A 24,607-nucleotide genomic window follows, 5' to 3' on the forward strand; every position below is an offset into this window, starting at 1 on the left:
CGAATAATGCAAGATAATATAGAACACTATCGAAAAAAGATTGATCAGATTGACGATCAAATCTTAAAACTTCTGAATGAACGTATGGAGTTGGTTAAAGAGATTGGTCGTGCTAAACAAACCAGTGGAACAGCAATTTATAGACCTGAGCGCGAAAAAGAAATTTTGGATCGCCTTAAGGGGCTTAATAAAGGGGCTCTTAACAACCAAGCCATTGATGCTATCTTTTTGGAAGTGTTTGCTGTAAGCCGTAACCTTGAATTTCCTGAGAAAATTGCCTTTATGGGACCAGAAGGGAGCTATACACATCAAGCAGCAGAGAGTCGTTTTGGTGCGATGGGAAGTTATATTGAAGTGAGTTCCATTGAAGCTGTTTTTCATGTGCTTGAAAATGGTGAAGCTAAGTATGGCGTTGTACCTGTCGAAAACAATACCGCAGGAGCTGTTGGGACGACACTGGACTGTTTAGGTAAGTTTAGCGCCAAGATTGTGGCTGAGCTTTACATGGATATCCATCACTCCTTTGCAACGGTATGCGAAGATATCAAAAAAATTAAACGTATCTATTCGCATCCTCAAGGGTATAATCAGTGTCGAAGATTTTTAGAAGAGCATATGCTTTTAGGTGTGGAGTTTATCCCCACCAAATCAACCGCAGAAGCTGCAAAAAAAGCAAGTGAAGATCCTGATGCTGCGGCGATTTGTTCTCATATTGCTGCTAAATTGTCAAACTTGCCAATTTTATTTGGAAAAATTGAAGACAATATGGCAAATCAAACGCGCTTTTTGATTTTAAGTGATTTTAAAAACAAAAAAGGGGTGCATAATAAAACTTCTATTTTGGCAAAAACAGATGATAAACCAGGTGGCCTTGTGGAGTTTTTACAGACGTTTCAAGATCAAAAAGTGAATCTAACCAAGATTGAATCACGCCCGACAAAAGAGAAAGGGTTTCAGTCAATTTTTTATATGGATTTTGAAGGACATATTGATGATGAAAATGTCCAAAAAGTAATCGAAGAAAACAGAGACAGATACGATATTAAATGGCTTGGAAGCTATATTTGTGGAGGATGAAGAATGCAATTTAACAGTGTTTTAGACAATTTAAAAACGTATGAAGCGGGAAAGCCCATTGAACTTGTGGTACGAGAATATGGCATTGAACCCAAAGATGTGATTAAGCTTGCGAGCAATGAAAATCCACGTGGTTGTAGTCCAAAAGTCATAGAAGCTGTACGTGCAGAAGCTATCCATATGAACCGCTATCCTGATGACAGTATGTATGAACTTAAAGAGGCTTTGGCAAAAAAATACCATGTTGAAGATAAAAATATTATCGTAGGTTCAGGTAGTGATCAAGTCATTGAGATTGCAATTCACGCTAAAGCTAATGCTAATACAAAAGTTTTGATGGCAGGTATTACCTTTGCGATGTATGAGATCTACGCACTGCAAACGGGTGCAAAAGTTTTAAGGACACCTTCTTCCCAGCACAATCTCAAAGAGATGCTTGAAATCTATAAAGCAAATAAAGATATTTCAATCATTATGCTCTGCATCCCTAATAATCCATTAGGTGAGTGCCTCGATGCAAAAGATGTGTATGCTTTTTTAGATGAAATTAATAAAGAAACACTGGTTGTTGTTGATGCTGCTTATTTAGAGTATGCACGCTATAAAGATCCCGCTAAAAATATTAGTGCACACGAGTTGATCGCTAGATACCCTAATGCAATTTATACAGGTACGTTCTCGAAAGCATATGGACTCGGTGGAATGCGTTGTGGTTATGGTATTGCACAGCTTGAAATGATTCAAACATTTTTAAAACTACGTGCTCCCTTCAATATTACGAATTTAACGCTTAAAGCGGCGATTGTAGCGCTTAGTGATGAAGCGTTTGTGGATGCATCTGTGAAAGAAAACTTTGAAGAGATGAAGTCTTACGAAGCTTTTGCGAAAGAGCTTGGATTTAAAGTAATTGAGAGTTATACCAATTTTATTGTTTTAGAATTTGATGCGAGCAAAAACTCAGGAGCAATTGCCCAAAAGTTAATGGAAAAGGGTATAATCGTTAGAAATTTAGGATCGTATGGGATGAATGCTATTCGCGTCACAATAGGTACACCTGAGCAAAACAAACGCTTTTTTGAACTCTTTAAAACAATTTACATTTAAGAGAAAGATAAATGGAGCTTAGAACACTTTTAAATCAAATAGCAACACTTATACAAAATTTGACATTACGTCAAAGGATAGTGGCAGCAATATCTATTGTTGTCCTTATCGGTTTTTTAGTGTTTCTAACGCTCTACAAAAATGCAAACTCAAAAGGCAATGGTTACAGTGTTTTATTTGAAAACACAACAGCTGGTGATTCTGCACTGATTATTCAGCAGCTTGAAAAAGATAAAATTCCTTATAAAGTCGTCAATGAAGGAACTATCGCTGTTCCAAGCGATGTTGTTCATAAACAACGTATTGCTATTGCAGCACTCGGCATTCCTAAAAACAGTAAAGTCGGTTTTGAAATTTTTGATAAAACAGAGTTTGGTGCTACTGACTTTGAACAAAAGATTAAATACATTAGAGCTTTAGAAGGTGAGCTAGCGCGTACAGTGGAGAGCTTAGGACCTATAGCAAATGCTAGTGTGCATATTGCTATTCCGAAAGAGACAGTGTTTGCGCAAAAGCAAGTAGCTCCAACAGCATCCATTGTTTTAAATATTCGCCCAAGCATGAATCTCTCCGTCAAACAAATTATAGGAATTAAAAATCTTGTGGCAGCTTCTGTATCGAATCTGACAGTTGAAAATGTTTCTGTGGTTAATCAAGATGGCGAACCTTTAGGTGATGAGCAGAGCAACATCTTTCAGGGCGAACTTGTTAAAAGCCAGATGCGTTATAAAAAAGAGTTTGAACATAATGTTGAACAAAAGATTATTAATGTACTAGCACCCGTTATTGGTGGTGTCGATAAAGTAAATGCAAAAGTAACGATTGATTTTGATTTTTCACAGCAAGATTATGTCAGTGAAACGTACGATCCAAATTCTGTGCCTAGAAGTGAACAGAGTGTTGAAGAAAAGCGTGAAGGTAAAGAACCACAAGATGTTGGTGGAGTTCCTGGAGCTATTAGTAATATAGGACCCGTACAAGGTTTAGAGAGCAACAAAAAAGGTGAAACATACCAAAAAAGCTCAACCACTACTAATTATGAAATTTCTAAAAAAGTAGTTAACTCAAAAGATGAATTTGCAAAGATCAAACGTTTGACTGCAGCTGTTGTTGTTGATGGTGTCTATAAATACGGTGTAGATAGCGATGGAAAGAAAAAGAGTGAATTAGAGTATTTTTCTTTAAGTAAAGAACAAATGGATGCCATTCGTGATGTTGTAAGACAAACAGTAGGGTATAATCAATCAAGGGGTGATGAAGTTACTGTCAGTAACTTTGAGTTCAAACCACTCTCCAGTGATGGCACACGTGCACCAACTAAAGACTTGATGGAAAAAGCTTCCAACTATCTAGGACCATTGGTTCCACTTTTAAAATATGTGGTTGTGGGTATTTTACTTTTCATCTTCTATAAAAAAGTTATTATTCCATTCAGTCAAAAAATGGTGGAGACAAAGTTGGATGATTTTGAAGATGAAATCGAGCCTGTGAATGCAAATGAAGAAGATGGTGCAGAAGATACATTAGAAAAATTTAGACAAGCACGTAAAAAAGTAGAAGATCAGTTGGGTATTGGTCAAGACTTTAATGAAGAAGCTCTCAAATATGACGTACTTCTTGAGAAACTCAAACATATTGCTGATGAAAAAAGTGAAGAATTTGCAGGACTTTTACAATCTATGATTCGTAATGAAGGTGATTACGATAAAAATAGTACTAAGGACCTTGGATAATGAAATTAACAGAAGAGCAAAAAACCCTTTACAATGAACTAACTATGGCTGAAAAAGCTGCAATTTTACTTATTCAACTTGGCGAAGATTCAACTGCAAATCTCTTTTCTCATATGGAAATAGATGTTGTCACAGATGTATCTAAATTTATTGCGACTGCTAAAAATATTGATAAATCTGTGGCTAATGCCGTTCTAGAAGAGTTTTATGTTATTTTGCAATCCAATCAGTATATTCGAAGTGGTGGTATGGAATATGCTAAAGAAATTTTATACAGGACTTTTGGTGCTGAAGGTGCACAAAAAATTCTTGATAAACTTTCTAAATCGATGGAAAATTCACAAAGTTTTGGATATCTTTCTCAGATTAAGCCTCAACAATTGGGTGATTTTATTATGAATGAACACCCGCAAACCGTTGCTCTGATTTTAGCGCATATGGATCCAACGAGTGCGGCTGAAACTCTCTCCTTTTTCCCAGATCAACTTAGAAGTGAAGTAACCATTAGAATGGCAAATCTCGGTGAAATTTCACCTTCCGTTGTTAAAAGAGTCTCTGCTGTTTTAGAAAATAAACTTGAATCTCTTACATCGTATAAAGTTGAAGTGGGTGGACCTCGTGCAGTTGCTGAAATCCTCAACCGTTTAGGTCAAAAAGCGTCTAAAACAACGATTGCTTATATTGAGCAAGCCGATGAAAAACTTGCTTCCGTGATTAAAGATATGATGTTTACATTTGAAGACATCATGAAACTCGATGGTAATGCGGTTCGTGAAATTCTTAAAGTTGCAGACAAAAGAGATCTTATGGTCGCACTTAAAGGCTCAGCAGAAGACTTACGACGAAAGTTCTTTGATAACATGTCACAACGTGCCCAAGAAGCTTTTGTTGAAGAGATGAATTTCCTAGGTGCAGTACGTGTTAAGGATGTCGAAGAGTCTCAACGAAAAATTGTTGAAGAGGTGCAAAAACTTTCAGAACAAGGCATTCTCCAAATTGGTGAAGCGGAAGAGATGATAGGTTAAGCAATGGTAACAGATAATATTATTGATAAAGAAAAAGTAGATGACCATTCTGTTAAGCCTTATCGGTTTAAGGTTCTTGGTTCTAATCTTGTAGATACGCCTCCTCCTATACATATCAGTGAAGAAGATGAACAGTTTGATACATCAGGAACAAAACCAGTACTTGATGAGATTGTGACTATTGCACGTATTGAAGAAGGAACACAAAATCAGTTTATCGAGGAGCTTCTTAAAAAAACAGATGAGCTTACCTCGAATGTGATAAAGCTTCAAATTCAGATTGAAAAGCAAGAACAAGATTTTAATAATAGACTGAATGAAGAACTCACACGTGAGCGAGAAAATGCTTATGCTCAAGGTTATCAAAAAGCTAAAGAAGAAGCTGAAGTATCTGTGACGGAAATGAAGTCACGTTATCTGAAATCAATAGGGCATATTGATACACTTTATAAAAGCATTGAAGAACGTTTAGCAAAACTTGAAACGGATATGAGTGTAACTGCATTTGAAATTGCTAAGGAAGTGATTAAAAAAGAAGTAAGTGTTTCAAGCTCAAAAATTGCAGCATCTCTTTCAAAAGCATTATTGCAAGAAGTGAAAGATGCAATTAAAATTGAACTTAAGGTAAATCCAAAAGACTTAGAGGCACTCAAAGAGCTTTATGCTGAGGATGAAAAGATTAAAGTAACATCAGATGATGCTATTACACTAGGTGGTGTAGTCGTTCTAAGCGATGTTGGGAATTTAGATGGCAATTTGGCAATGCGATTAGAAAAAGTAAAATATCTATTACAAGAAAACTAAGAAGTACTGGAAGACATGAAACAATTACGAGAATGCTCAATTGAGGAATTAAACGAATATTGTGAAGAGATTAGGCAAAAAATTATTCAAACGGTCAGCCACAATGGTGGACATCTGAGTAGTAATGTAGGTGCTGTAGAATTAATTGTTGCCATGCATTATGTTTTTGATGTAAAAAATGATCCTTTTATCTTTGATGTCAGTCATCAAGCCTATACACATAAACTTATCACAGATCGCTGGGAAAAATTTGATACGTTACGTGAACTTGATGGCATTAGTGGCTATACAAGACCTGATGAATCACCGTATGATTATTTTGTGGCAGGTCATAGTTCAACATCTATCTCTTTAGCTGTAGGTGCTGCCAAAGCGATAGCCCTTAAGAATGAGCAGGCTCGGCGTATTCCTGTTGCTCTTATTGGTGATGGCTCTTTAAGCGCGGGTATGGTTTATGAAGCTTTAAATGAACTAGGAGATCGAAGATACCCTGTTGTGATTATTTTGAATGATAATAAGATGAGTATTTCAAAACCTATTGGTGCTATTAGTAAATTTTTGTCCAGCGCTATGGCAGGTACGTTTTACCAAAAAATCAAAAAGATAACCGAGCAAGTTTTACAGTATTTGCCAGAGAGTGCTACGTATATGGCAAAAAAATTTGAAGAAAGTATTAAACTTATAACACCAGGCATGTTATTTGAAGAGTTAGGAATTGATTATATTGGACCTATTGATGGGCATGATTTAGAGAGCCTTATCAGGGCACTACAATCGGCACGAAGCCTTAAAAAACCTGTTATTATTCATGCTCAAACCCTTAAGGGAAAAGGGTATGAAATGGCAGAGGGGTATTATGAAAAGTGGCATGGTGTAGGACCTTTTGATGTCGCAAGTGGCGAGGCACTCAAAAAAGGTGTGAGTAAAAATGCTACTACAATGTACTCAGAAGCTTTGATGACATTAGCTAAAACACATGACAATGTGGTAGGTGTAACAGCAGCAATGCCAAGTGGTACAGGATTAACACCTCTCATTCAAACTTATCCTAATCGTTTTTGGGATGTTGCTATTGCTGAACAACATGCTGTAACATCAATGTGTGCTATGGCAAAAGAAGGGTTTAAGCCATACATAACTATCTATTCTACTTTTTTACAACGAGCCTATGACCAAGTGATCCATGATGCGTGTATTATGAATTTAAATGTTGTATTTGCAATTGATCGTGCTGGTATTGTCGGTGAAGATGGAGAGACACATCAAGGAGTTTTTGATATTTCATATCTTAGTGCCATTCCTCATATGACACTGATGGCACCTCGTGATGAAAGAGGAATGCATGAAGCGATGCACTACTCTTATACACACAATGGTCCTTTAGCAATTCGCTATCCAAGGGGCGCTTTTTTAGATTGTGATCGTTTTGAATCCATACCTTTTGAATATGGTAAAGCTCAAGTCCTTCAAGAGGGACAAAGCAATGTGTTGCTCTTAGGTTACGGTAGTGGGGTTGGTAAAGCAGCTGAAACAGCGAAATTATTGGCAGAACAAGGTATTGATGCTGCAATTGTAGATCTTCGATTTGTGAAGCCTTTGGATGAGCCTTTACTGATTGCATTAGCGCAAGAGTATGAACAATGGTATGTATTTAGTGAAAGTGCAAAAATTGGTGGTGTTGGCTCGTTATTAATGTCAGTGAAAGAAAAATATGCTTTACATGTAAAGATTAAAACATTTGAATACGATGATGCTTTTATAACGCATGGGGCAACACATCTCATTGAAAAAAGACTCGGTAATTGCACTGATCAGTTAGCCGAAGTTATTTTAAAAGAAGTCTATTAATTAATAATAAATATTAGTTAATTTATTTTCATACAAATTGATCTAAAATATGGAATCATTCAGAAAATATTATAAAAAGGGGTCTATGATGAATGATTTTATCACTCTTCTTAAAACCAAAGAGCTTAAAGCTACGCCCCAAAGAATATCTGTTCTTAAAGAATTAGGTAAGAAGATGCATCCAACAATTGATGATCTTTATGAGGCGCTTAGAAAAGAAAATCCGTCCATGTCTTTGGCTACGGTTTATAAAAATTTAGCAACACTTAAAGAAAAAGGTGTTGTGATTGAAGTTAATACCGCTGAGGGGAAAATGCGTTATGACATTTACTCAAAGCCACATATTCATCTTATTTGCCGCCAATGTGGTGCTATTGAAGATGTTGATTATGATCAAAGTTTATTTGCATATCAAACAACATTAGAAGATGAAAAAAGAGTTAAGATTGAGCGTATGGATGTTATAGCAAGTATTGAAGCATGTTCTGTATGTCAAAAAAGTAAATAGAGTTATAAAAAGCTAAGAGAGTTTTATCTCTCTTAGCTTAATGTATTAAAGTTTATCTGAATTGTGTGCTAAATAATCTGCAACACCTGCTGTGCTTGCAGTCATACCTTTATCGCCTTTTTGCCAACCTGCTGGGCATACTTCACCGTATTCATTTGTAAAGAGCATGGTATCAATCATACGAAGCATCTCGTCAATATTTCTTCCAAGTGGTAAATCATTGATTACAGCATGTCTTACTGTTCCATCTTTATCAATCAAGAATGAACCACGAAGAGCAACACTTTCATTCAAAAGAACATCGTAATCACGAGCAATTTGTTTACTAAGATCTGCTACAAGTGGGAATCTTACTTGACCAATACCACCTTGATTTACGGGTGTATTTTTCCATGCAAAGTGTGAGAATTGTGAGTCAATAGAAACACCTATAACATTAATACCACGGCTTTTAAACTCTTCTAATCTTTTATCAAAGGCAATGATTTCAGATGGACATACAAATGTAAAATCCAAAGGATAAAAGAAAAGAACGGTGCCTTTTGCACCAAAGTTTTCATAGAGATTAAAATTATCAACAATTTGATTGTCACCTAAAACAGCAGTTGCTGTAAAATTTGGAGCTTTGTTTGTTACTAACATTATTATCCTTTAATCGAGAATTTTTATTGATACAGAAATTATACAATTAAATATAAAAAAATGTTTTAAGGAATAAGACTAATTAACTCCAGTAAGGTTTATCCAAATTACGTTCTAAATTCTCCAAGCTTATGGTTGAGATTTTCTGTCATACGACTGAGATGCTCTGCTGCACTTGCAATTTCTTCAACGCTTCGGCTATTTTCAGTTGATATTTTGTTGATTTCACTTATTTTGGTAATAATAATTTCAATCTCATCTCCTGTTTGAAGATAACTATCTACGGTACTTTCTGAGACTTTAGTTGCTTCAGTGATGATTTTAAAGCTTTCTTGGAGGCTATTCTCAACGGTTTGAGCAGTATGTGCCAACTCTTCTACTTTTTGAGAATTATGGCTCATTTGCTCGCTTGAATTGACAATAGATTGCACAATAACATTAATCGTTGCATTAATCTCAATAAGACTTTTTTGAGTACGTTCAGCAAGTTTTCTCACCTCGTCTGCAACAACAGCAAATCCACGACCATGTTCACCTGCACGTGCAGCTTCAATAGCAGCATTGAGTGCAAGCAGATTGGTTTGATCGGCAATATCACTGATAACAGTCAGAACACTTCTCACTTGTTCAGCATCTTGGCTTAATTGATTGAGTCTTTGTGAAAGTTCTATTTCTGTAGCAGAGCTTTTTTGGATATCTTCTGTTAATGCTATGACAGCATTACTTGCTGATTTGAGCGCAGTATTGGCTTTAATCATGTCCTCTTTACTGTTTTTTGCTTGATCAATAGATATGCCCATATCTTCGCGTACACGATTTGCATGGTTAGTTGTATCAAGAACTATAGCAGATGATTTTTCAACAAGTTTTCCAACTTGTAACGAAGTTGTAGAAAGCTCATGGGAAATGGAAGAGTTTTCATTGGAGAGCGATTTAGCATTGTAAATGAGTATACGAACTTTTTCAATGAAGTTATTGATTTGCTCACTGGCTTGTGCAATTTCATCATTTCCTTTGATTTCCAAATGACGGGTAAGATCACCATCGCCGCTGGAGAGATTTTTTGCTTTTTCAATAAGATTCTGAAGAGGTTTTGTAATGATTTGGTTAATAATAACCCATATAATAAGCACAATAATAAAAGTCATAATTAAAGAGGTAATGATCAAATTAGTTCTCAATTTATCATTAGCAACCTGAAAATCTTTTTCATTTGCTTGTGCAACTAAGACCCAATTCCATTTATCAAAAGCTTGAAAATTGACAATTTTAGCCTCGCCATCTTCAATAATGTGCAACATACCATTTTTTTGTGCAAGCATTTTCTTATCGAGCTCAGAAGAAACTTTAGCTCCATCAAATTTAGGATGAATATCATAGGATTCACTTTTAGTATTCATGGCATAAAAGTAACCATTATCTCCAATTTTCATTCCATTGATTTGATTTTCTAATGCTTGAAGTCCTTGGGTAAAGTTATAGCCAATAAATAAAATACCTAGGACTTTATTGTTCTCTATAATTGGCGAATAGACCGTAATATAGTCCTCGCCGAAAAGTCTTGCATTTCCAATATATTTTTGTTTTTTCATGATTGACTCATAAGCAGGACTATTTTTGCCTAAAAAAGTTCCCATAGCACGTGATTTATCTTCTTTTTTGAGTGAAGTAGAAATACGAATAAAATCGTCACCGCTTAAAGCAAAGATGGTAGCAACTGCTCCTGTAAGATTTGTAAACGCATCTACTTTTGTAAAATTGTTGTTGAGCATATGACCATCTGCCGTCATTAATGGAGTATCAACGCCATTAACTTTGATTTTTTCATCAGGATTGATATAAAAATTATGAAATTCTGATTCAAAAACAACAAATAGTTTGCGGGCAGTGTCTTCAAGTGCACTATTGTAAACTTTAACGGTTTGTTCTAATCCTATAAGATTAGCAGTAATTTTTTGTTCAGTTTCTTGTTTTATATAACCCGTAAGATAAAAATTGATATAGAAAATAAAAGAAAAAATTGAAATTGAAACAATTAAAACTTGTAAAATTGTTACTTTTTTAGCCAAAGAATTCATAATAAACCCCAATTAAATAAAAATATGTTTAATTATAACATATTAGTCATTTACTTTAAGATTATGAGCTTCTATCTTAACCATGAAAATTTAAGAATGATTTATTGTGTGGAGTTTTGACAAAGTGAGTGTTATAAATTTATTTAATACAAGAAATAATTATAATATTATTTAAAATAAAAGGATGATTAAAAAAGTATTTGTAATAAACATTATTGAGATAAGATCTAGCAATCGATTGGTTTATATCTATATTAAGTGTTCCATGAAGTGAAAGAATATAATACACCTTATTTCTGTTTTTGCCTATTGTATTTAGAACAGATTTTAATGCCAATTTTAATTTAGTTTCGATATAGTTTTTCGTTAGTACAAAATACCGAAGTAAGGAGAAATTATGGCAGTAAAAATTACTGATATTTGTATCGCATGTGGCGCCTGTATTGATGAGTGCCCAGTAGAAGCAATTGTAGATGATAGTGATAACCCAACAGGTGCAGATATTTATTATGTCTACGCTGACAAATGTGTCGAATGTGTTGGTCATCATGATGCACCTGCGTGTGCAGAAGCTTGCCCAACTGAAGGCTGTATTGTATGGGATGCTCCATATCCTGGACAACCAAGCCGTGATGAAATCGGTGCAGATCTAAGAAAAGGCACAACTCCTTGTGCTGAATAATCAATAACTAAAGAGGGGTGACCCTCTTTAGTTATTTTATAAAGTAAAAATCGTTTAATTGATATTAAAAAAAAATTCTGCTATACTCCCACGTTCTAATTCCCTACAAAGTTATGAAATTCAATTATATATAGGAGAAGATTGTGGAGAGCACATTATCCATTATTAAACCAGACGCAGTAGCAAAAAATGTTATTGGTAAAATTGTTGATAGATTTGAATCAAATGGGTTAAAAATTGCAGCGATGAAAAAAGTACAACTTAGCCAAGCTGATGCAGAGGCTTTTTATGCAGTTCATGCAAGCAGACCATTTTTCGGTGATCTTGTAAAATTTATGATTAGCGGACCAGTAGTCATTATGGTTTTAGAAGGCGAAAACGCTGTTCTTAAAAACCGTGATCTTATGGGTGCAACTAATCCTAAAGAAGCAACAAAAGGTACTATTAGAGCAGATTTTGCTGATAGTATTGATGCTAATGCTGTACACGGAAGTGATAGCTTAGAGAATGCAAAAATCGAAATTGATTTCTTTTTTGCAAGAAGAGAAATTCTCTAATACCAATGAATATAGAATTCAAAAAAATTCCCGCTAGTGGGATTCCTTTTGAAACATCTTTAGGTGAGATTAGATTTTTCGGAGAAGCTTTAAAGACAAATAAGACAATGGTGAAATGCACAGGTATTATGGAAGGAAATCTTCTTCATGTGTGTGATAGATGTGCTGAAAGTTTTAAGCTAATGGTCAATGAACGTGTTGAAGTCTTTGCAAGTGACGGTCTTTATGAAGACCATGAAGGTGAAGAACTTTTAAATGTAATAGAGTTTTTTGATAGTTCGATTAATGTTGATATGATACTTCAAAGTGAAATCGAAGCTTTCAAAAGCGATTACCACTATTGTGGACAATGTGAACAACTAAAAGGAGAATAAAATGGCTGTACCTAAGAGACGCGTGAGCAAAACTAGAGGCGCAAAAAGAAGAACACATTATACCGTGACACTTCCTATGCCTGTTAAAGACACTGATGGAACATGGAAAATGCCTCATAGAGTGAACAAAACAACAGGCGAATATAAAAACTAAATGCTAACCATAGCAATTGACGCGATGGGTGGGGACTTTGGTCCTGCTCCCATTGTTGAAGGAACCCTTCAAGCGCTAAGAGAACGTAATTTTAAAGCGCTTCTTGTTGGAGACGTAAGCATTCTCAAATCCCTTACTCCTCATGAATACCTAGATAAAATCTCATTTATTGAAGCAACAGATGTTCTTGATATGCATGAAGCGGCAACAAATGCCCTTAAACGTAAAGAGACATCTATTTACAAAGCAGTTGATCTTGTTAAAGATAAAACGGCTGATGCTGTTGTATCCATGGGACATAGCGGCGCTACGATGAGTTTGGCTACACTACGGATTGGGCGATTAAAGGGCATTTTACGTCCTGCTATTGCTACAATTATGCCGACAGCAATTGCTGGTAAATTAAGCCTTGTTTTAGACGTAGGTGCCAATGTGGATTGTAAAGCAGAACATTTAGCACAATTTGCCGTTATGGGTGAAGCGTACGCAAAAGATGTTTTAAAAATTACAAAGCCAAAAGTTGGTTTACTCTCTAATGGTGAAGAAGAGAGTAAAGGTAATGAAATTACAAAAGAGGCATTCCTAGCCCTTAAAAAGCTTGAAAGTTTTGTAGGTAATGTAGAAGGCAATAATGTTTTCGATGGTTCTGTTGATGTTGTTGTTTGTGATGGTTTTGTAGGAAATATTTTACTCAAAGCAAGCGAAGGCGTTGCCGATTCGATTACCAAGATTATCAAGCAAAATGTAAGGCGGTCTCCTCTAGCAATTGCTGGAGCAGTACTAATGCGCAAGGTCTTTAAAGTACTTAAGAAGCAAGTTGATTATGCTGAATACGGTGGAGCTCCACTGATTGGTATTAATGGCTGTGCGATTATTGGACATGGCAAAAGCAATGCGAAAGCAGTAAAAAATGCTATTTTTCAAGCGATTAGTTTCTCAAGTTCTAATATTAATGCTGATATTGAACAGAAATTAACACTACTAGAGCAATAAAGGACCAATGTGTACGCATCTTTAAAATCCATTGGAGCATATGCTCCTTCACGCATACTGAGTAATGCTGATCTTGAAAAAATGGTTGAAACCAGTGACGAGTGGATTGAAAAGCGTACTGGTATTAAAGAGCGACGTATAGCTGCAGACGATGAAGTAACCAGTGACTTAGGTGTGAAAGCAGCAGAAGTTGCTATTGCACGTGCTGGTATTTCTAAAGATGAGATCGACCTTATCATTTGTGCGACACTCTCCCCTGATCATCTTTGTATGCCTTCAACAGCATGTGTCATTGCCGGGAAATTAGGCATCAATGATGTAATGGCATTTGATGTTAGTGCTGCATGCAGTGGGTTTGTTTACTTACTGTCTATTGCAAAAGCTTTTATTGAATCTGGTGCTAAGAAAAATATTCTTCTTATTGGTGCAGAAAAAATTAGTAGCGTTGTGGATTATACCGATCGCAGTACATGTATCCTTTTTGGTGATGGTGCTGGTGCTGCAATCATTGGAGCCACAGAAGATAAAAATGTAGCTATTTTGGATATTCATGCTTCAGCTGATGGGCGTTATGGAGATCTTTTGATTACTCCAGGATGTGGATCAAAATATCCATGTTCTCAAGAAACACTTGATAATAAACTTAATTACATTAAAATGCAAGGTAATGATGTTTATAAAGTTGCGGTTAGAACGTTAACCAAAGATGTGATTGATATTTTAGAAAATAATAATATTACTGCTACACAAATTGATCACTTTATACCGCATCAAGCAAATTTTAGAATTATTGAGGCGGTACGTGCAAAACTAGATTTTCCTATTGAAAAGACAGTTTTAACCGTAGCCAAATACGGTAATACTTCAGCTGCTTCTATTCCTATGGCTATGAATGATGCTTATGAAGAAGGTCGTATCAAAAAAGGTGATCTAATGTTATTAGATACTTTTGGTGGTGGTTTTACCTGGGCAAGTGCGCTCGTGTATTTTGGTGGGAATTAATTTTGCTATAGCTGTAGCTGTATACATGTAAACCTTTATAAGGCTTACATGTAAAGATATTTAAAGAATTTTATGCAAAGTCGTAGCTTTACTCATCCACGCTTCAAGACCTTTCCAATCCTCATTTTCAATCATCTTTTTTGATTTTTCTAGTTCTTGTTCAAAAACATGTACAGAATTTAAAAGATTAGCTTTATTCTGTCTAAAAATATCTGACCACATTTGAGGGGAACTCTTAGCAACCCTGCTCATATCACGAAAACCACCAGCAGCAAGGGCCAAAATACTTTTAGGATCTTCTTGTCCCATAACGCTATTTGCCAACGCATAACTTATGACGTGAGGAAGATGAGAGATAAAAGAAGCATGTGCGTCATGTGAGATTGGATCCATAAAAACGATTTTCATACCTATATGTGAAAATATTTGTATAGCTCTATTTTTATGAAGATCGCCACTATGATCAGTATCACAAAGAACGACTACTTTGTCATGATATAGATTTTGAATGGCAGCACTTGGACCAAATTTTTCAGTACCTGTCATTGGGTGCGCTGCAATAAAATTAGTACGAATTGATTCAGGTACTGAGTCAACAATTTCAGCTTTTGTACTTCCCATATCAATAATTGTAGTATTAGGGGAAACATCTTGAAGTTCTTGAAGTGCTTTTATAATACCTCCAACAGGAATCGCTAAAAAAATAACATCACATGTTTTAATCTCAGTAAAAGAGACAATATCATGCACAAGATTTAGTTTTAATGCTTCTTCACAGTGACTAAGATTGTGGTCAAACCCAACAATTTTAGAGACCAATTTTGTATTTTGAAGTGCTAATCCTAACGAACCTCCCATTAAACCAAGGCCAACAATACCAACAACCATAGAATCTCCTTCTTTCACGTAGCTTTTAGCGCTAAAAAACAGCCATTCTATGGGTTTAATAGGCACTTAATTCTAGAGATGGTATTATATTCAAAATATCTAAAAATTATATTCTAGGGCTAATCAGTATGAAAAAAATAACTGCGTTGTCTTTCATTGTCGCAACATCGTTGTATGCGGCTCCGTTAAAAAGCCTTCAATTTGATGGTTTGATCCATCTTTCCCCAGAGATGGCTTCAGAAATGATCGATATGAAAGCAGGTGATTCTGTCGACATGGAAAAAATTGATAAAGCGGTTAAAACGCTTTACAAACAGAACTATTTTGAAGATGTTTGGATAGAAGAAGCTGGTGAAGGCTCTCTTATCGTACATGTTAAAGAAAAACCTGTTATTGCAAAAGTTGATTTTGTAGGTATTAGTGATAGTGATAAAGATGAGATGACTAAACTTGCAGGTATTAAAAAAGGCGAAGTATATGATGCAGAAAGAGCTGAACTCTCTAAGCTTAAAATCATTAAGTTTTATGAAGACAAAGGCTACTTTGATACAGTTGTAGAGATTAAAACAACTCCACTTAGTGAAAAGCTATCTATGTCGCTTGATTTTGTGATTAATCGAGGTGAAAATGTCGTTATCAAGAAAGTGACATTATGTGGCTCAAAAGCACTTAAATACGACGATGTAGAACCAAATATAGCCAACAAATCAGAAGAGTGGTTGCCGTGGATGTTTGGCTTTAATGACGGAAAGCTTAGAACAGGCGATCTTGAACATGACTCTGCGCGTATTAAAGACACGTATATGCAAAAAGGTTATCTTGATTGTGAAGTAAGTCAACCATTCTTGAAAACGTATTTAGACAGCTATACAGCTGATTTAGTTTATAGTGTTAATGAAGGTGATCAATATAAAGTAGGTTCTATTGCAATTGAAATTCCAGAAGGATTTATTGATACTAAAGAAGTAATTGATGAGATGAACCTTCAAAATGGCAAGGTATTTAACGTTGCAAAATTACGTAAAGATATGACATTGATTGAGACAAAAGTAGCTGACCTTGGTTATGCATTTGTTAAAGTTATTCCTGATGTCAAAAATGACAAAGCAAATCATATTGCCAACATTACATATCGTGTTGTACCAGGTGAAAAAGTTTATATCAATAATGTAAGGATTGCAGGCAATAGCCGAACAATCGATAGAGTTGTAAGACGTGAAATTTACCTCGCAAATGGAGATATGTACAGTAGAACCGATGTAACTGATACCAAAAGCGCATTAAAAAGAACAGGTTATTTTGAAGATGTAGAAATTAAAGAAGAACGTATCAGTAAAGATCGAATGGACATCGTTGTTAATGTTAAAGAAGCATCAACAGGTTCAATCGGTGGTGGTATTGGTTATGGTTCTTCCGATGGATTGCTCTTAAGTGCAAGTGTCTCTGATGGTAATATTTTTGGATCTGGACTTAGAGCAGGAATTGATGTTGAAAGATCTGATAGCGAGCTTAATGGCGCTATTTCTTTAAGCAACCCTCGCTTGTTCGACTCTGTTTACAGTTTAAGCGGTAAAATTTATGGTGCAGACAATAGTTATTATTACTATGATGAGAAAAAATATGGTGTGAATGTTGTATTAGGGCGTAAAATTGCTAGAAACTGGGGAGTCTCTTTAGGTTATATTATCCAACAATCTAAATTGTCAAATCTTACAAGTGAACTTGCTCCATATAAGGGTATATTGTGGACTGATGAGACAACCATTAAAAGCTCTATTGTTCCTGGTCTTTCGTTTAACAATACGGATGATTTTTATCTTCCTAGACGAGGTATTGCTGCAAGTACAAATTTAGAAATTGCAGGGCTTGGTGGTGATGAAAAGTTTATAAGCAGTGTCAATAAATTTGCAACTTATTATGGTATGCAAGACCTTATTGATTATGATCTTATTTTGCGCTATAAATCACAGTTTAAATATCTTTCTATGAATTCAGCAGATGAAAAATACTCATATGGAGAGAAGTATTATATGGGTGGTGTTAGAACTGTTCGTGGATATGAGTCAAATTCACTTTCGCCAAAACTTCCTAACAGCAATATTTTAATTGGTGGTAACACCATGTTTGTTAACACCGTTGAGGCGAGTTTCCCATTAGTTGAAAGACTTAAAATGCGTGGGGCAGTCTTCTTTGATTATGGTATGATTGGTGAAGATAGCCTTGACATCAAACGTGGTGGTACGGGTGTGGCACTTGAGTGGATTTCACCACTTGGCCCTATTGGTTTGATTTTCTCTCAGCCCGTTATGGATGAAGCAGGTGATAAAAAAGCTTCGTTTGAATTCACTATTGGTCAAAAATTCTAGTCACTATATCTCGCAAGGAAGTTTAAACTTCCTTGCCTTTTCTCTAAAATTTTTGCTTTTTACTTATTTGATAATAATAGCAAAAGATGCTGGTTTTATCAGCTGTTTAATCTGTTCCCGTGCCAAGAAGAGCTTTTTTTCCGCTTGAATGGTTAGAGTATGATTTTGATAGCTAAACGATATTGGACTTCGGCTCATATCACTATTAATAGCTTTAGCTAACGAGAGGATAAAGCTAAGCCATTGAAGGGTTTGTGAATCTGGTAGAAGGGCTTTATAGATAGTCATATCTTCTTCACTAGGAAGCTTATTGACATGACATTTAATCAACATGGCAATGAGGATTTTTTGCTCATGTGAAAAACCATAATTGAGGTTATTGAGTATAAAATAAAAACTATGCAAATGATTTTGATAAAAGCCTAATTTAGTGCCAATATTGTAAAGTTCAGCAGCAACACCAAGCTCACATTTGTACTTTTCTGGTATATTATGCAGAGAAGAAAGTGTATCAAAGAGGAGATGAGAAACTCTTTTGATGTAGAGATTGTCCTCTTCCATTATTGAAAAACGATCTTTAAAGCTTCTAAGACTTAGTTTAAAATTAGGGTTAAATTTGTGGTTATTTGAGCGTAAAAGATCACATAAATAAGCACCTTCTCTTACTCCTGCACCGCTTGTGATCATCTTTTTTGTTGAGAGCTTTTGAAAAATAGATTGAAAAATAATACATCCCTCTCGCATAGTATCATAGCGATCTTTTCGTACTCCTAGATTTTTAAGCCCTAGTACATCAGAACTTACAATAGCCTCAACAAACGAAGCATGTGTTGCTATTTCATATTCAAAGCCATGAACTGTTTTAATAGGATAGTTTGTGCGTTCCATAATGATTTTAGAAAGTGATCGAAGTGTACCTCCTATACCAATCATATCATTACAGGTAAAACGAGCAGGAATTTTATCTATTTCATCATTGATAAAAGTACGAATCATTTCTAAGGGAGTTTTTTTATCAAAAAAAAGCTCTTTTAATCTTACTGTACCAATATTAAGTGAAATAGTTTCCACAATCATGCCATTCTCAATTTTTGCAAGCTCTGTTGAGCCTCCACCAATATCAATTGTTACAGCATCTTGAATCTCTTTGAGGTAATTGAGAGCACCTACAGCACCGTAATAAGCCTCTTTTGTTCCTTCAATAACTTTAATGTTGATATTAAGTTCATTATGAATTTTGTTAATGAAAGAATTTGCATTAGGAGCGTCTCTTAGTGCCGATGTAGCAATACAGAGTACTTTGTTGCACTTAAGACTTTTGATAATATGACCAAATTCTTCAAGAGTAGTAAAAGCACGTTTCAGTGCAGCTTCTTGTAGCACGCCTCCAAAGTTATAGGCACCTTCTCCAATGCGAACACGGCTTTTTGTTTCATTGATAAGATGAAATGCAAAACGGCTACTTTTCTCAAAGATTGCCATTCTTGCAGAGTTAGATCCTATGTCAATAATGGCTGTTCGTTTCGACATTAATTGTCGCTGTTAAGTTGTTCGTATTTTAGCTTTAATTCTTCAACACTTTCAATATTGTCAGGATCTGGAACAATACATTCAACAGGGCAAACAGAGATACAAGCGGGCTCATCATAGTGACCAACACACTCCGTACAGACATCTGGATCAATGATATAAATAGGATCGGACTCTTCAATAGCACCATTTGGACATTCATCTCGACACGCGTCACATGCAATACATTCTTCCGTAATCATTAAAGACATACTTTTTTTCCTTATTTAAAGTCAAATTTATTGACGAGTTTATACACTAAAAATACTTTAACGAAATTTAAATAGAGCGTTTGCGAAGAGGAAGCAGTAAAGTTGCTATTGTTCCTTTTGCATCTTCTCTGTTTCTGAGAGTGATTTTGGCTCCTAAGGCATCGGCGGCATTTTTAGCAAGAAAGAGTCCTAATCCTGCGCCTGTTTGATTACCGTAACGTTTAAAAGGAGCAAAAAGATCTTTGCTTTCATCAATACCAATTCCTTCATCAATAATATGCACAAAAAAACCTTCATTGGTAAGAGATGCTTGAATGGTAATATTTCCTTCTTTGGGTGTAAATTTGATCGCATTTTGAACAAAATTTTGCAAAATATGCATTAAAAGTGTTGGTTGAATCATAACCTTATAGCTTAAAGGTGTAATATCTTCGATAATATTTTTTTCTTCCATTTTGGCTAGAATTGTATAGTTATTGACTTGTTCTTTTAAAAAAGAAACCAGATTAATCTCAACAGGTTTTTCAAATTGTGCACCTTCTTGTCGTCCAATTTCTAATATATTACTAATCATTTTATTCATATCGTTTATCGTTTGATTGTTACTTTTTATGGTATCAATGTATTTTTCATTTTCTCTCGGTTTTAGAAGGGTTACTTCATTCTTCGTTTTCATGACTGCAAGCGGTGTTTTAAGTTCATGTGCAGCCCCAATGAATAGCTCTTTCTGTGAATTAACGAAGATTTGAATACGCTCAACCAATTTATTGATACTTGCACCTAAAGGTTGAAATTCATTTGGAAGTTTTTGTGTTTCAATGATTTGTAAAAAATTTTCATTCATGTTGGCGAGTTTATTAGTAAGTGATCGAATCGGTAAAACAAGCATTCGAGAGAGAAAAAGTGCGTAAAAAAGAATTAAAAAAATTGCAGTCAGGTTAATACTCAAAATATTTCTAAGAATCTTTGTCAGTAATATATCTGTATTGGAAATATCTTTGGTAATAGAGACAAAATGATGCTGTCGTTTTTCTAATGGGTAGTAGATGGTGAGAAATTTTTGTCCCTCTTTTTCACTGTGTTCAAATGAAGGAATATTTCCTTGGTTGACACGAATAGCGATTGTTACTTGGACATCTGAAGGGTTATTGATAGAACTGAGGGACGGATCAAAGATATTAATACCCATACTTTCAACGGAACTTGTGCGTGAGGTAGCAATGATTTGAGCCTGCCTGGTAAGTTCTTGGGTGATGTCTTCAAAGATAGAAATCTTAATGTAGTTATAAAGAATGACGGAAAAGATTACAATCAGTGTCGCCGAAGCGGACACCAATTGTAATATAAAACTCTCTCTTATACTTTTTTGGGAAAGCAAAATCTGTAACCTCTTCGTCTTACTGTCTCAATGGTTGAGATTTCTAATGGTTTGTCCATTTTTTGACGAATTTGGTTAATAGCAACTTCAATAACGTTTGGAGTAACAAGTTCTGGCTCTTCCCAAATAGCATCAAGTAATTGCTCTTTTGAGACAATTTGATCGCTGTGGCGAGCAAGGTGAGTAAGAACTTCAAATGGTTTACCTTTAAGTTCAATTTCTTGACCTTTGTAGGTAATTTTTTCTTCATCTGGATCGATAGTAAGGTCATCAATTTTGATAACATTTGTACCACCAAAACGAAGTCTTGCTTCGATACGAGCGACTAAAATATCAAAATCAAATGGTTTTCTAATATAGTCGTCAGCACCCGCTTTAAGGGCTTTAATTTCACTCTCTTTATCATCTTTTGCAGAGATAATAACTGCAGCGGTACGAGGAGATTTTTGTTTAATGAGGTTGATAAGATCAACGCCATCACCATCAGGGAGCATCCAGTCTGTTAAAACGAGGTCATAATTACGAATACCAATGTAGTATTCTGCATCTTTATAGTTTTCAGAGCTATCGGTTTGGTAACCAAACTCTTGTAAGCCTTCAGCAATGGTCTTATTGAGGGTTACTTCATCTTCAACGATTAAAATTCGCATTATAAATTCCTTAGTTGCTAAAATTTAAACGGGATTATAGCATAATTTTAGCTAGATTTAAAGTTTTTTTAATTAAATTTTAATTTTTGGAGTAGTTAATACAGCGCGAAACCCCAACCATCGCATTTAGTAAAATATCAGGTTTAAAGATTTTTAATTTCATTTTATGAATTTGAGGGTAGGCAATTTTAAGTTTTTGACTTAAATCATTCAGTGCATCTTCCAGTAAAAAATAGCTCATTTGTTGCATTTCTGCTTCAAGAAAAGCAGATACTTTTGCATAATCAATAAAATTTTCTGCTTCATAAACATAATCAAGTTTGACATATAAAATAACTTTTTGAGGTGAGAGGCGTTCTTCTTCAAGAATGCCAACAATCGTCTCAAACGTTAGATTTTTAATGATAATTTGCATCATCAGATTACTTTACATTCTTTACCTTGAAAGAGCCTAATAATATTGGGAATGTGTTTATACACAATCATAAAAGCAATAATAAAGATTGGAGCATGAGTCTTGATACCATCAAGGTCAGGATGAATGATAAATGAGGAGATGATTAAAGCACTTAATGCCAAAAGCGATGATAAAGAAGATATTTTAAGCACTTTGCCGACCACAAACCATGTAATAAACGCAATAAGCGTTTCAATCGGAAGCATAACTAAAAGTACGCCCGCACCCGTAGCAACACCTTTGCCTCCCTCAAATTGAAGATAAGGGCTATAACAATGACCTATAACTGCAAAAATTGCAATGGCCCAAAGTGTTTCGACACCTAGCCCAACTACATGAGCAATTCCTAAAAGAACGATACCTTTCAGTGCATCCAGTACAACCGTTGTTATAGCAAGTTTTTTCGCCAATTTTGGATTACTTTCTTTAAGCACTCTTAGGACATTGGTTGCCCCAATGCTACCGCTACCACCTTCTCGGATGTCTTTGCCTGTAAAGAGTTTTGCAAGAAGAAGTCCAAAAGGAATACCCCCAACAAGATAACCTAATATATAAAATTGAACGTTAATATTAAAGAGAAAATCCACACATAATCCTTCGATAAAGTTGCCACAGTATAGCAATAATTTTGTTATTATTTCTTTAACGCTATAATGGCTTTTTCGATAGAATGCAAGGAATTTACAGTGGATAATAAAGAACTCAAAAAAGAAATTTTAAAGCTCAAAGAAGAATTACATGTAAGTATTGTTGCCCACTTTTATCAGAAGGATGAAGTGTTTGAACTCGCGGATTATGCAGGGGACTCGCTTCAACTTGCCCAATGGGCAGCAAAAGATGAAAATCCGTATTTGCTCTTTTGTGGCGTAGGCTTTATGGGACAAAGTGTTAAAATTTTAGCCCCCCAAAAACGCGTTTTGATGCCTAAAATTGCTTGTTGCGCTATGGCAAGAATGATTGATGTGGACTATTTTGATCAAAATGTAGCGCTGTTAGAAAAAGTAGGAATTGCCAAAGATGATATTCTTCCAGTCACTTATATCAACTCTTCGGCAGATGTTAAAGCGGCTGTTGGCAAAATGGGTGGCTATGTGTGTACAAGTTCTAATGCCAAAAAAATTATCACAAAAGCGTTGAAAAGCAATAAAAAAATCCTTTTTGTACCCGATCGTTGTTTAGGGCAAAATATTGCTAAAGAAATGGGGCTTAAGTCTTGTGTTGTAGGCGATGGAAGCGATCCAAAAGAGGCAGATATTTTATGTTATAACGGCTTTTGCTCTGTTCATCAGCTTTTTGATGTGGATGATATTGCTTTTTACCGTGCCAAATATCCAGGTATTTTAATCGTCACACATCCCGAGTGTAAACCTGAAGTCTGCGATCTTTCGGATTTTGTAGGATCAACCAGTCAGATTATTGAGTATGTGAATAAACTTCCGTTAGAGCAAAAAGTAGCAATTGGCACCGAATATAACATGATTAAACGATTACGCCAAGAAAATACGTATGTGCTCTCTTCTTCAAAACCAGAATGCCCAACCATGAATGAAACAACACTTCAAGACGTTTACAACGTTCTTTTAAGTATTAAAGAAGGGCGATTTGACAATGAAATAACAGTATCTGAAGAGACCAGAAAATGGGCATATACTGCATTGAATCGGATGTTTGAGTTATGATTAAAAAGTTTGTTAAAAAAGCACTTGAAGAAGATGTTGGCAGAGGTGATCTTTTTTCATTGGTAGGAAAAGATAGCTTTGCCAGTGCGAATATCCTCTGCAAAGATGTAGGTGTTTTCGCTGGAAAGCCCTATGTTAAGGCACTTTGTAAGATGAATAAGCTCGATGTAAAATTTTACTTTGATGATGGAGATACACTTCATAAAGGGGATTTAGTTGCTCTTATTGAAGGTAAGTCTAAAAATATTTTACGTTGTGAGCGTACCATTTTAAATTTGATGCAACATGCCAGTGGTATTGCAACCAATGTGGCACGTTATAAAAAAGTCTTGGAAGGGTATGCACTCAAACTTTTAGATACTCGAAAAACGAGACCACATTTGCGTATTTTTGAGAAGTATGCGATTCGTTGCGGTGGAGGGAGTAATCACCGTATGGGATTGGATGATTGTTTGATGATTAAAGATACCCATCTTAAAACAATCGATGATTTGAAGGTTTTTATTGCGGAAGCCAGAGAGAAACTCCCCTTTACATGTAAGATTGAAATTGAGTCTGAAGATGTAGAATTTGCAAAGTTTGCGATGCAGTGCGGTGCCGATATTGTCATGTGTGATAACATGTCGCATGCTGATATTAAAGCCGTTGTTGATTATAAGAACAGCCATTTCCCTCACGTACTCTTAGAAGCGAGTGGAAATATCACCAAAGAGAATATTATAGAATATGCTAAAACAGGCGTAGATGCAATTAGCAGTGGGAGTTTGATTCATCAAGCAGTTTGGCTCGATTTTTCTATGAAAATTACCCATAAAACAGTGATCTAA

25 protein-coding genes are annotated in these 24,607 nt (G+C 35.4%); 16 read left to right on the forward strand and 9 right to left on the reverse strand.

Features of this window, described 5'->3' with window-relative positions:
• The first annotated feature begins 6 nt into the window (after nucleotides 1-6).
• From pheA to V7Q04_RS01225, 7 genes are all read left to right on the forward strand, one after another.
• The gene (gene pheA, locus V7Q04_RS01195) at nucleotides 7-1,077 is read left to right on the forward strand and encodes a prephenate dehydratase (RefSeq protein WP_333803096.1); all 1,071 of its coding nucleotides are present in this window, start codon (nucleotides 7-9) and stop codon (nucleotides 1,075-1,077) included.
• Nucleotides 1,078-1,080: 3 nt separating this feature from the next.
• Complete coding sequence (gene hisC, locus V7Q04_RS01200; RefSeq protein ID WP_333803097.1) at nucleotides 1,081-2,181, forward strand: histidinol-phosphate transaminase; 1,101 nt, start codon at nucleotides 1,081-1,083, stop codon at nucleotides 2,179-2,181.
• Nucleotides 2,182-2,192: 11 nt separating this feature from the next.
• Nucleotides 2,193-3,914, forward strand: a complete 1,722-nt coding sequence (gene fliF, locus V7Q04_RS01205; RefSeq protein ID WP_333803098.1) for a flagellar basal-body MS-ring/collar protein FliF — start codon at nucleotides 2,193-2,195, stop codon at nucleotides 3,912-3,914.
• A complete protein-coding gene (fliG, locus tag V7Q04_RS01210) occupies nucleotides 3,911-4,939 on the forward strand; it encodes a flagellar motor switch protein FliG (RefSeq protein WP_333803685.1) in 1,029 nt (342 codons plus the stop codon). The genes fliF and fliG overlap by 4 nt, the downstream gene beginning before the upstream one ends.
• Nucleotides 4,940-4,942: 3 nt before the next feature.
• Entirely contained in the window at nucleotides 4,943-5,743 is an 801-nt protein-coding gene (fliH, locus tag V7Q04_RS01215) for a flagellar assembly protein FliH (RefSeq protein ID WP_333803099.1), read from the forward strand.
• A gap of 15 nt (nucleotides 5,744-5,758) precedes the next feature.
• Nucleotides 5,759-7,591, forward strand: a complete 1,833-nt coding sequence (gene dxs / locus V7Q04_RS01220) for a 1-deoxy-D-xylulose-5-phosphate synthase (protein ID WP_333803100.1) — start codon at nucleotides 5,759-5,761, stop codon at nucleotides 7,589-7,591.
• A gap of 88 nt (nucleotides 7,592-7,679) precedes the next feature.
• Nucleotides 7,680-8,099, forward strand: coding sequence for a Fur family transcriptional regulator (locus V7Q04_RS01225; RefSeq protein WP_333803101.1), 420 nt, complete (start codon nucleotides 7,680-7,682; stop codon nucleotides 8,097-8,099).
• A gap of 45 nt (nucleotides 8,100-8,144) precedes the next feature.
• Here the strand turns inward: V7Q04_RS01225 and V7Q04_RS01230 are convergent, their stop codons facing one another.
• The gene (locus tag V7Q04_RS01230; protein WP_333803102.1) at nucleotides 8,145-8,741 is read right to left on the reverse strand and encodes a peroxiredoxin; all 597 of its coding nucleotides are present in this window, start codon (nucleotides 8,739-8,741) and stop codon (nucleotides 8,145-8,147) included.
• Between the two features lie 107 nt (nucleotides 8,742-8,848).
• Nucleotides 8,849-10,819, reverse strand: coding sequence for a methyl-accepting chemotaxis protein (locus V7Q04_RS01235; RefSeq protein WP_333803103.1), 1,971 nt, complete (start codon nucleotides 10,817-10,819; stop codon nucleotides 8,849-8,851).
• Nucleotides 10,820-11,216: 397 nt separating this feature from the next.
• On the opposite strand from V7Q04_RS01235, the gene V7Q04_RS01240 reads away from it, so the two are divergent.
• The 6 genes from V7Q04_RS01240 to V7Q04_RS01265 all read left to right on the forward strand — a co-directional run bounded on the left by V7Q04_RS01240 (nucleotide 11,217) and on the right by V7Q04_RS01265 (nucleotide 14,581).
• Nucleotides 11,217-11,501, forward strand: coding sequence for a DUF362 domain-containing protein (locus V7Q04_RS01240; RefSeq protein ID WP_025343499.1), 285 nt, complete (start codon nucleotides 11,217-11,219; stop codon nucleotides 11,499-11,501).
• Between the two features lie 143 nt (nucleotides 11,502-11,644).
• Nucleotides 11,645-12,058: a nucleoside-diphosphate kinase gene (gene ndk, locus V7Q04_RS01245; RefSeq protein ID WP_333803104.1), complete on the forward strand. Its 414-nt coding sequence runs from the start codon at nucleotides 11,645-11,647 to the stop codon at nucleotides 12,056-12,058.
• A gap of 5 nt (nucleotides 12,059-12,063) precedes the next feature.
• The gene (locus tag V7Q04_RS01250) at nucleotides 12,064-12,432 is read left to right on the forward strand and encodes a DNA-binding protein (RefSeq protein ID WP_333803105.1); all 369 of its coding nucleotides are present in this window, start codon (nucleotides 12,064-12,066) and stop codon (nucleotides 12,430-12,432) included.
• A 1-nt stretch (nucleotide 12,433) separates the two neighbouring features.
• Nucleotides 12,434-12,586, forward strand: coding sequence for a 50S ribosomal protein L32 (rpmF, locus tag V7Q04_RS01255; RefSeq protein WP_333803106.1), 153 nt, complete (start codon nucleotides 12,434-12,436; stop codon nucleotides 12,584-12,586).
• Nucleotides 12,587-13,579 (forward strand): phosphate acyltransferase PlsX, encoded by a 993-nt coding sequence (plsX, locus tag V7Q04_RS01260; RefSeq protein ID WP_333803107.1) that lies wholly within the window; start codon nucleotides 12,587-12,589, stop codon nucleotides 13,577-13,579.
• A gap of 9 nt (nucleotides 13,580-13,588) precedes the next feature.
• Complete coding sequence (locus V7Q04_RS01265; RefSeq protein ID WP_333803108.1) at nucleotides 13,589-14,581, forward strand: beta-ketoacyl-ACP synthase III; 993 nt, start codon at nucleotides 13,589-13,591, stop codon at nucleotides 14,579-14,581.
• Between the two features lie 60 nt (nucleotides 14,582-14,641).
• Here the strand turns inward: V7Q04_RS01265 and V7Q04_RS01270 are convergent, their stop codons facing one another.
• Entirely contained in the window at nucleotides 14,642-15,469 is an 828-nt protein-coding gene (locus V7Q04_RS01270; protein WP_333803109.1) for a prephenate dehydrogenase, read from the reverse strand.
• Between the two features lie 128 nt (nucleotides 15,470-15,597).
• On the opposite strand from V7Q04_RS01270, the gene bamA reads away from it, so the two are divergent.
• Nucleotides 15,598-17,835 (forward strand): outer membrane protein assembly factor BamA, encoded by a 2,238-nt coding sequence (gene bamA / locus V7Q04_RS01275; protein ID WP_333803110.1) that lies wholly within the window; start codon nucleotides 15,598-15,600, stop codon nucleotides 17,833-17,835.
• A gap of 63 nt (nucleotides 17,836-17,898) precedes the next feature.
• Here the strand turns inward: bamA and V7Q04_RS01280 are convergent, their stop codons facing one another.
• The 6 genes from V7Q04_RS01280 to plsY all read right to left on the reverse strand — a co-directional run bounded on the left by V7Q04_RS01280 (nucleotide 17,899) and on the right by plsY (nucleotide 22,688).
• Nucleotides 17,899-19,365: a Ppx/GppA phosphatase family protein gene (locus V7Q04_RS01280; RefSeq protein ID WP_333803111.1), complete on the reverse strand. Its 1,467-nt coding sequence runs from the start codon at nucleotides 19,363-19,365 to the stop codon at nucleotides 17,899-17,901.
• A complete protein-coding gene (locus V7Q04_RS01285) occupies nucleotides 19,365-19,616 on the reverse strand; it encodes a YfhL family 4Fe-4S dicluster ferredoxin (protein ID WP_333803112.1) in 252 nt (83 codons plus the stop codon). Before V7Q04_RS01285 ends, V7Q04_RS01280 begins: the two co-directional genes overlap by 1 nt.
• A gap of 67 nt (nucleotides 19,617-19,683) precedes the next feature.
• A complete protein-coding gene (locus tag V7Q04_RS01290) occupies nucleotides 19,684-20,994 on the reverse strand; it encodes a sensor histidine kinase (RefSeq protein WP_333803113.1) in 1,311 nt (436 codons plus the stop codon).
• Nucleotides 20,973-21,644, reverse strand: coding sequence for a homeostatic response regulator transcription factor HsrA (gene hsrA / locus V7Q04_RS01295; RefSeq protein ID WP_012856039.1), 672 nt, complete (start codon nucleotides 21,642-21,644; stop codon nucleotides 20,973-20,975). The genes V7Q04_RS01290 and hsrA overlap by 22 nt, the downstream gene beginning before the upstream one ends.
• Before the next feature lie 79 nt (nucleotides 21,645-21,723).
• Complete coding sequence (locus V7Q04_RS01300; protein ID WP_333803114.1) at nucleotides 21,724-22,062, reverse strand: dihydroneopterin aldolase; 339 nt, start codon at nucleotides 22,060-22,062, stop codon at nucleotides 21,724-21,726.
• On the reverse strand, nucleotides 22,062-22,688 hold the full coding sequence (plsY, locus tag V7Q04_RS01305) for a glycerol-3-phosphate 1-O-acyltransferase PlsY (protein ID WP_333803115.1): 627 nt from the start codon (nucleotides 22,686-22,688) through the stop codon (nucleotides 22,062-22,064). Before plsY ends, V7Q04_RS01300 begins: the two co-directional genes overlap by 1 nt.
• 66 nt (nucleotides 22,689-22,754) lie before the next feature.
• Here plsY and nadA point away from each other — a divergent pair, with 66 nt between their 5' ends.
• Nucleotides 22,755-23,780 (forward strand): quinolinate synthase NadA, encoded by a 1,026-nt coding sequence (gene nadA / locus V7Q04_RS01310; RefSeq protein ID WP_333803116.1) that lies wholly within the window; start codon nucleotides 22,755-22,757, stop codon nucleotides 23,778-23,780.
• Nucleotides 23,777-24,607 carry a carboxylating nicotinate-nucleotide diphosphorylase gene (nadC, locus tag V7Q04_RS01315; protein ID WP_333803117.1) on the forward strand — a complete coding sequence of 277 codons (831 nt, stop codon included), beginning with the start codon at nucleotides 23,777-23,779 and terminating at the stop codon, nucleotides 24,605-24,607. Before nadA ends, nadC begins: the two co-directional genes overlap by 4 nt.

It is taken from the genome of Sulfurospirillum sp. (genome assembly GCF_036802865.1).
GTDB lineage: Bacteria > Campylobacterota > Campylobacteria > Campylobacterales > Sulfurospirillaceae > Sulfurospirillum.

What these genes read in the sequence shown, in the direction of transcription:
- V7Q04_RS01270 (WP_333803109.1), bottom strand. Translation starts at nt 15,469, where the DNA reads ATGGTTGTTGGTATTGTTGGCCTTGGTTTAATGGGAGGTTCGTTAGGA.
- hisC (WP_333803097.1), top strand. Translation starts at nt 1,081, where the DNA reads ATGCAATTTAACAGTGTTTTAGACAATTTAAAAACGTATGAAGCGGGA.
- plsX (WP_333803107.1), top strand. Translation starts at nt 12,587, where the DNA reads ATGCTAACCATAGCAATTGACGCGATGGGTGGGGACTTTGGTCCTGCT.
- pheA (WP_333803096.1), top strand. Translation starts at nt 7, where the DNA reads ATGCAAGATAATATAGAACACTATCGAAAAAAGATTGATCAGATTGAC.
- V7Q04_RS01235 (WP_333803103.1), bottom strand. Translation starts at nt 10,819, where the DNA reads ATGAATTCTTTGGCTAAAAAAGTAACAATTTTACAAGTTTTAATTGTT.
- V7Q04_RS01280 (WP_333803111.1), bottom strand. Translation starts at nt 19,365, where the DNA reads ATGTCGAAACGAACAGCCATTATTGACATAGGATCTAACTCTGCAAGA.
- nadC (WP_333803117.1), top strand. Translation starts at nt 23,777, where the DNA reads ATGATTAAAAAGTTTGTTAAAAAAGCACTTGAAGAAGATGTTGGCAGA.
- rpmF (WP_333803106.1), top strand. Translation starts at nt 12,434, where the DNA reads ATGGCTGTACCTAAGAGACGCGTGAGCAAAACTAGAGGCGCAAAAAGA.
- V7Q04_RS01230 (WP_333803102.1), bottom strand. Translation starts at nt 8,741, where the DNA reads ATGTTAGTAACAAACAAAGCTCCAAATTTTACAGCAACTGCTGTTTTA.
- fliH (WP_333803099.1), top strand. Translation starts at nt 4,943, where the DNA reads ATGGTAACAGATAATATTATTGATAAAGAAAAAGTAGATGACCATTCT.
- V7Q04_RS01250 (WP_333803105.1), top strand. Translation starts at nt 12,064, where the DNA reads ATGAATATAGAATTCAAAAAAATTCCCGCTAGTGGGATTCCTTTTGAA.
- fliF (WP_333803098.1), top strand. Translation starts at nt 2,193, where the DNA reads ATGGAGCTTAGAACACTTTTAAATCAAATAGCAACACTTATACAAAAT.
- V7Q04_RS01225 (WP_333803101.1), top strand. Translation starts at nt 7,680, where the DNA reads ATGAATGATTTTATCACTCTTCTTAAAACCAAAGAGCTTAAAGCTACG.
- V7Q04_RS01300 (WP_333803114.1), bottom strand. Translation starts at nt 22,062, where the DNA reads ATGATGCAAATTATCATTAAAAATCTAACGTTTGAGACGATTGTTGGC.
- dxs (WP_333803100.1), top strand. Translation starts at nt 5,759, where the DNA reads ATGAAACAATTACGAGAATGCTCAATTGAGGAATTAAACGAATATTGT.
- V7Q04_RS01285 (WP_333803112.1), bottom strand. Translation starts at nt 19,616, where the DNA reads ATGTCTTTAATGATTACGGAAGAATGTATTGCATGTGACGCGTGTCGA.
- V7Q04_RS01240 (WP_025343499.1), top strand. Translation starts at nt 11,217, where the DNA reads ATGGCAGTAAAAATTACTGATATTTGTATCGCATGTGGCGCCTGTATT.
- bamA (WP_333803110.1), top strand. Translation starts at nt 15,598, where the DNA reads ATGAAAAAAATAACTGCGTTGTCTTTCATTGTCGCAACATCGTTGTAT.
- hsrA (WP_012856039.1), bottom strand. Translation starts at nt 21,644, where the DNA reads ATGCGAATTTTAATCGTTGAAGATGAAGTAACCCTCAATAAGACCATT.
- nadA (WP_333803116.1), top strand. Translation starts at nt 22,755, where the DNA reads ATGGCTTTTTCGATAGAATGCAAGGAATTTACAGTGGATAATAAAGAA.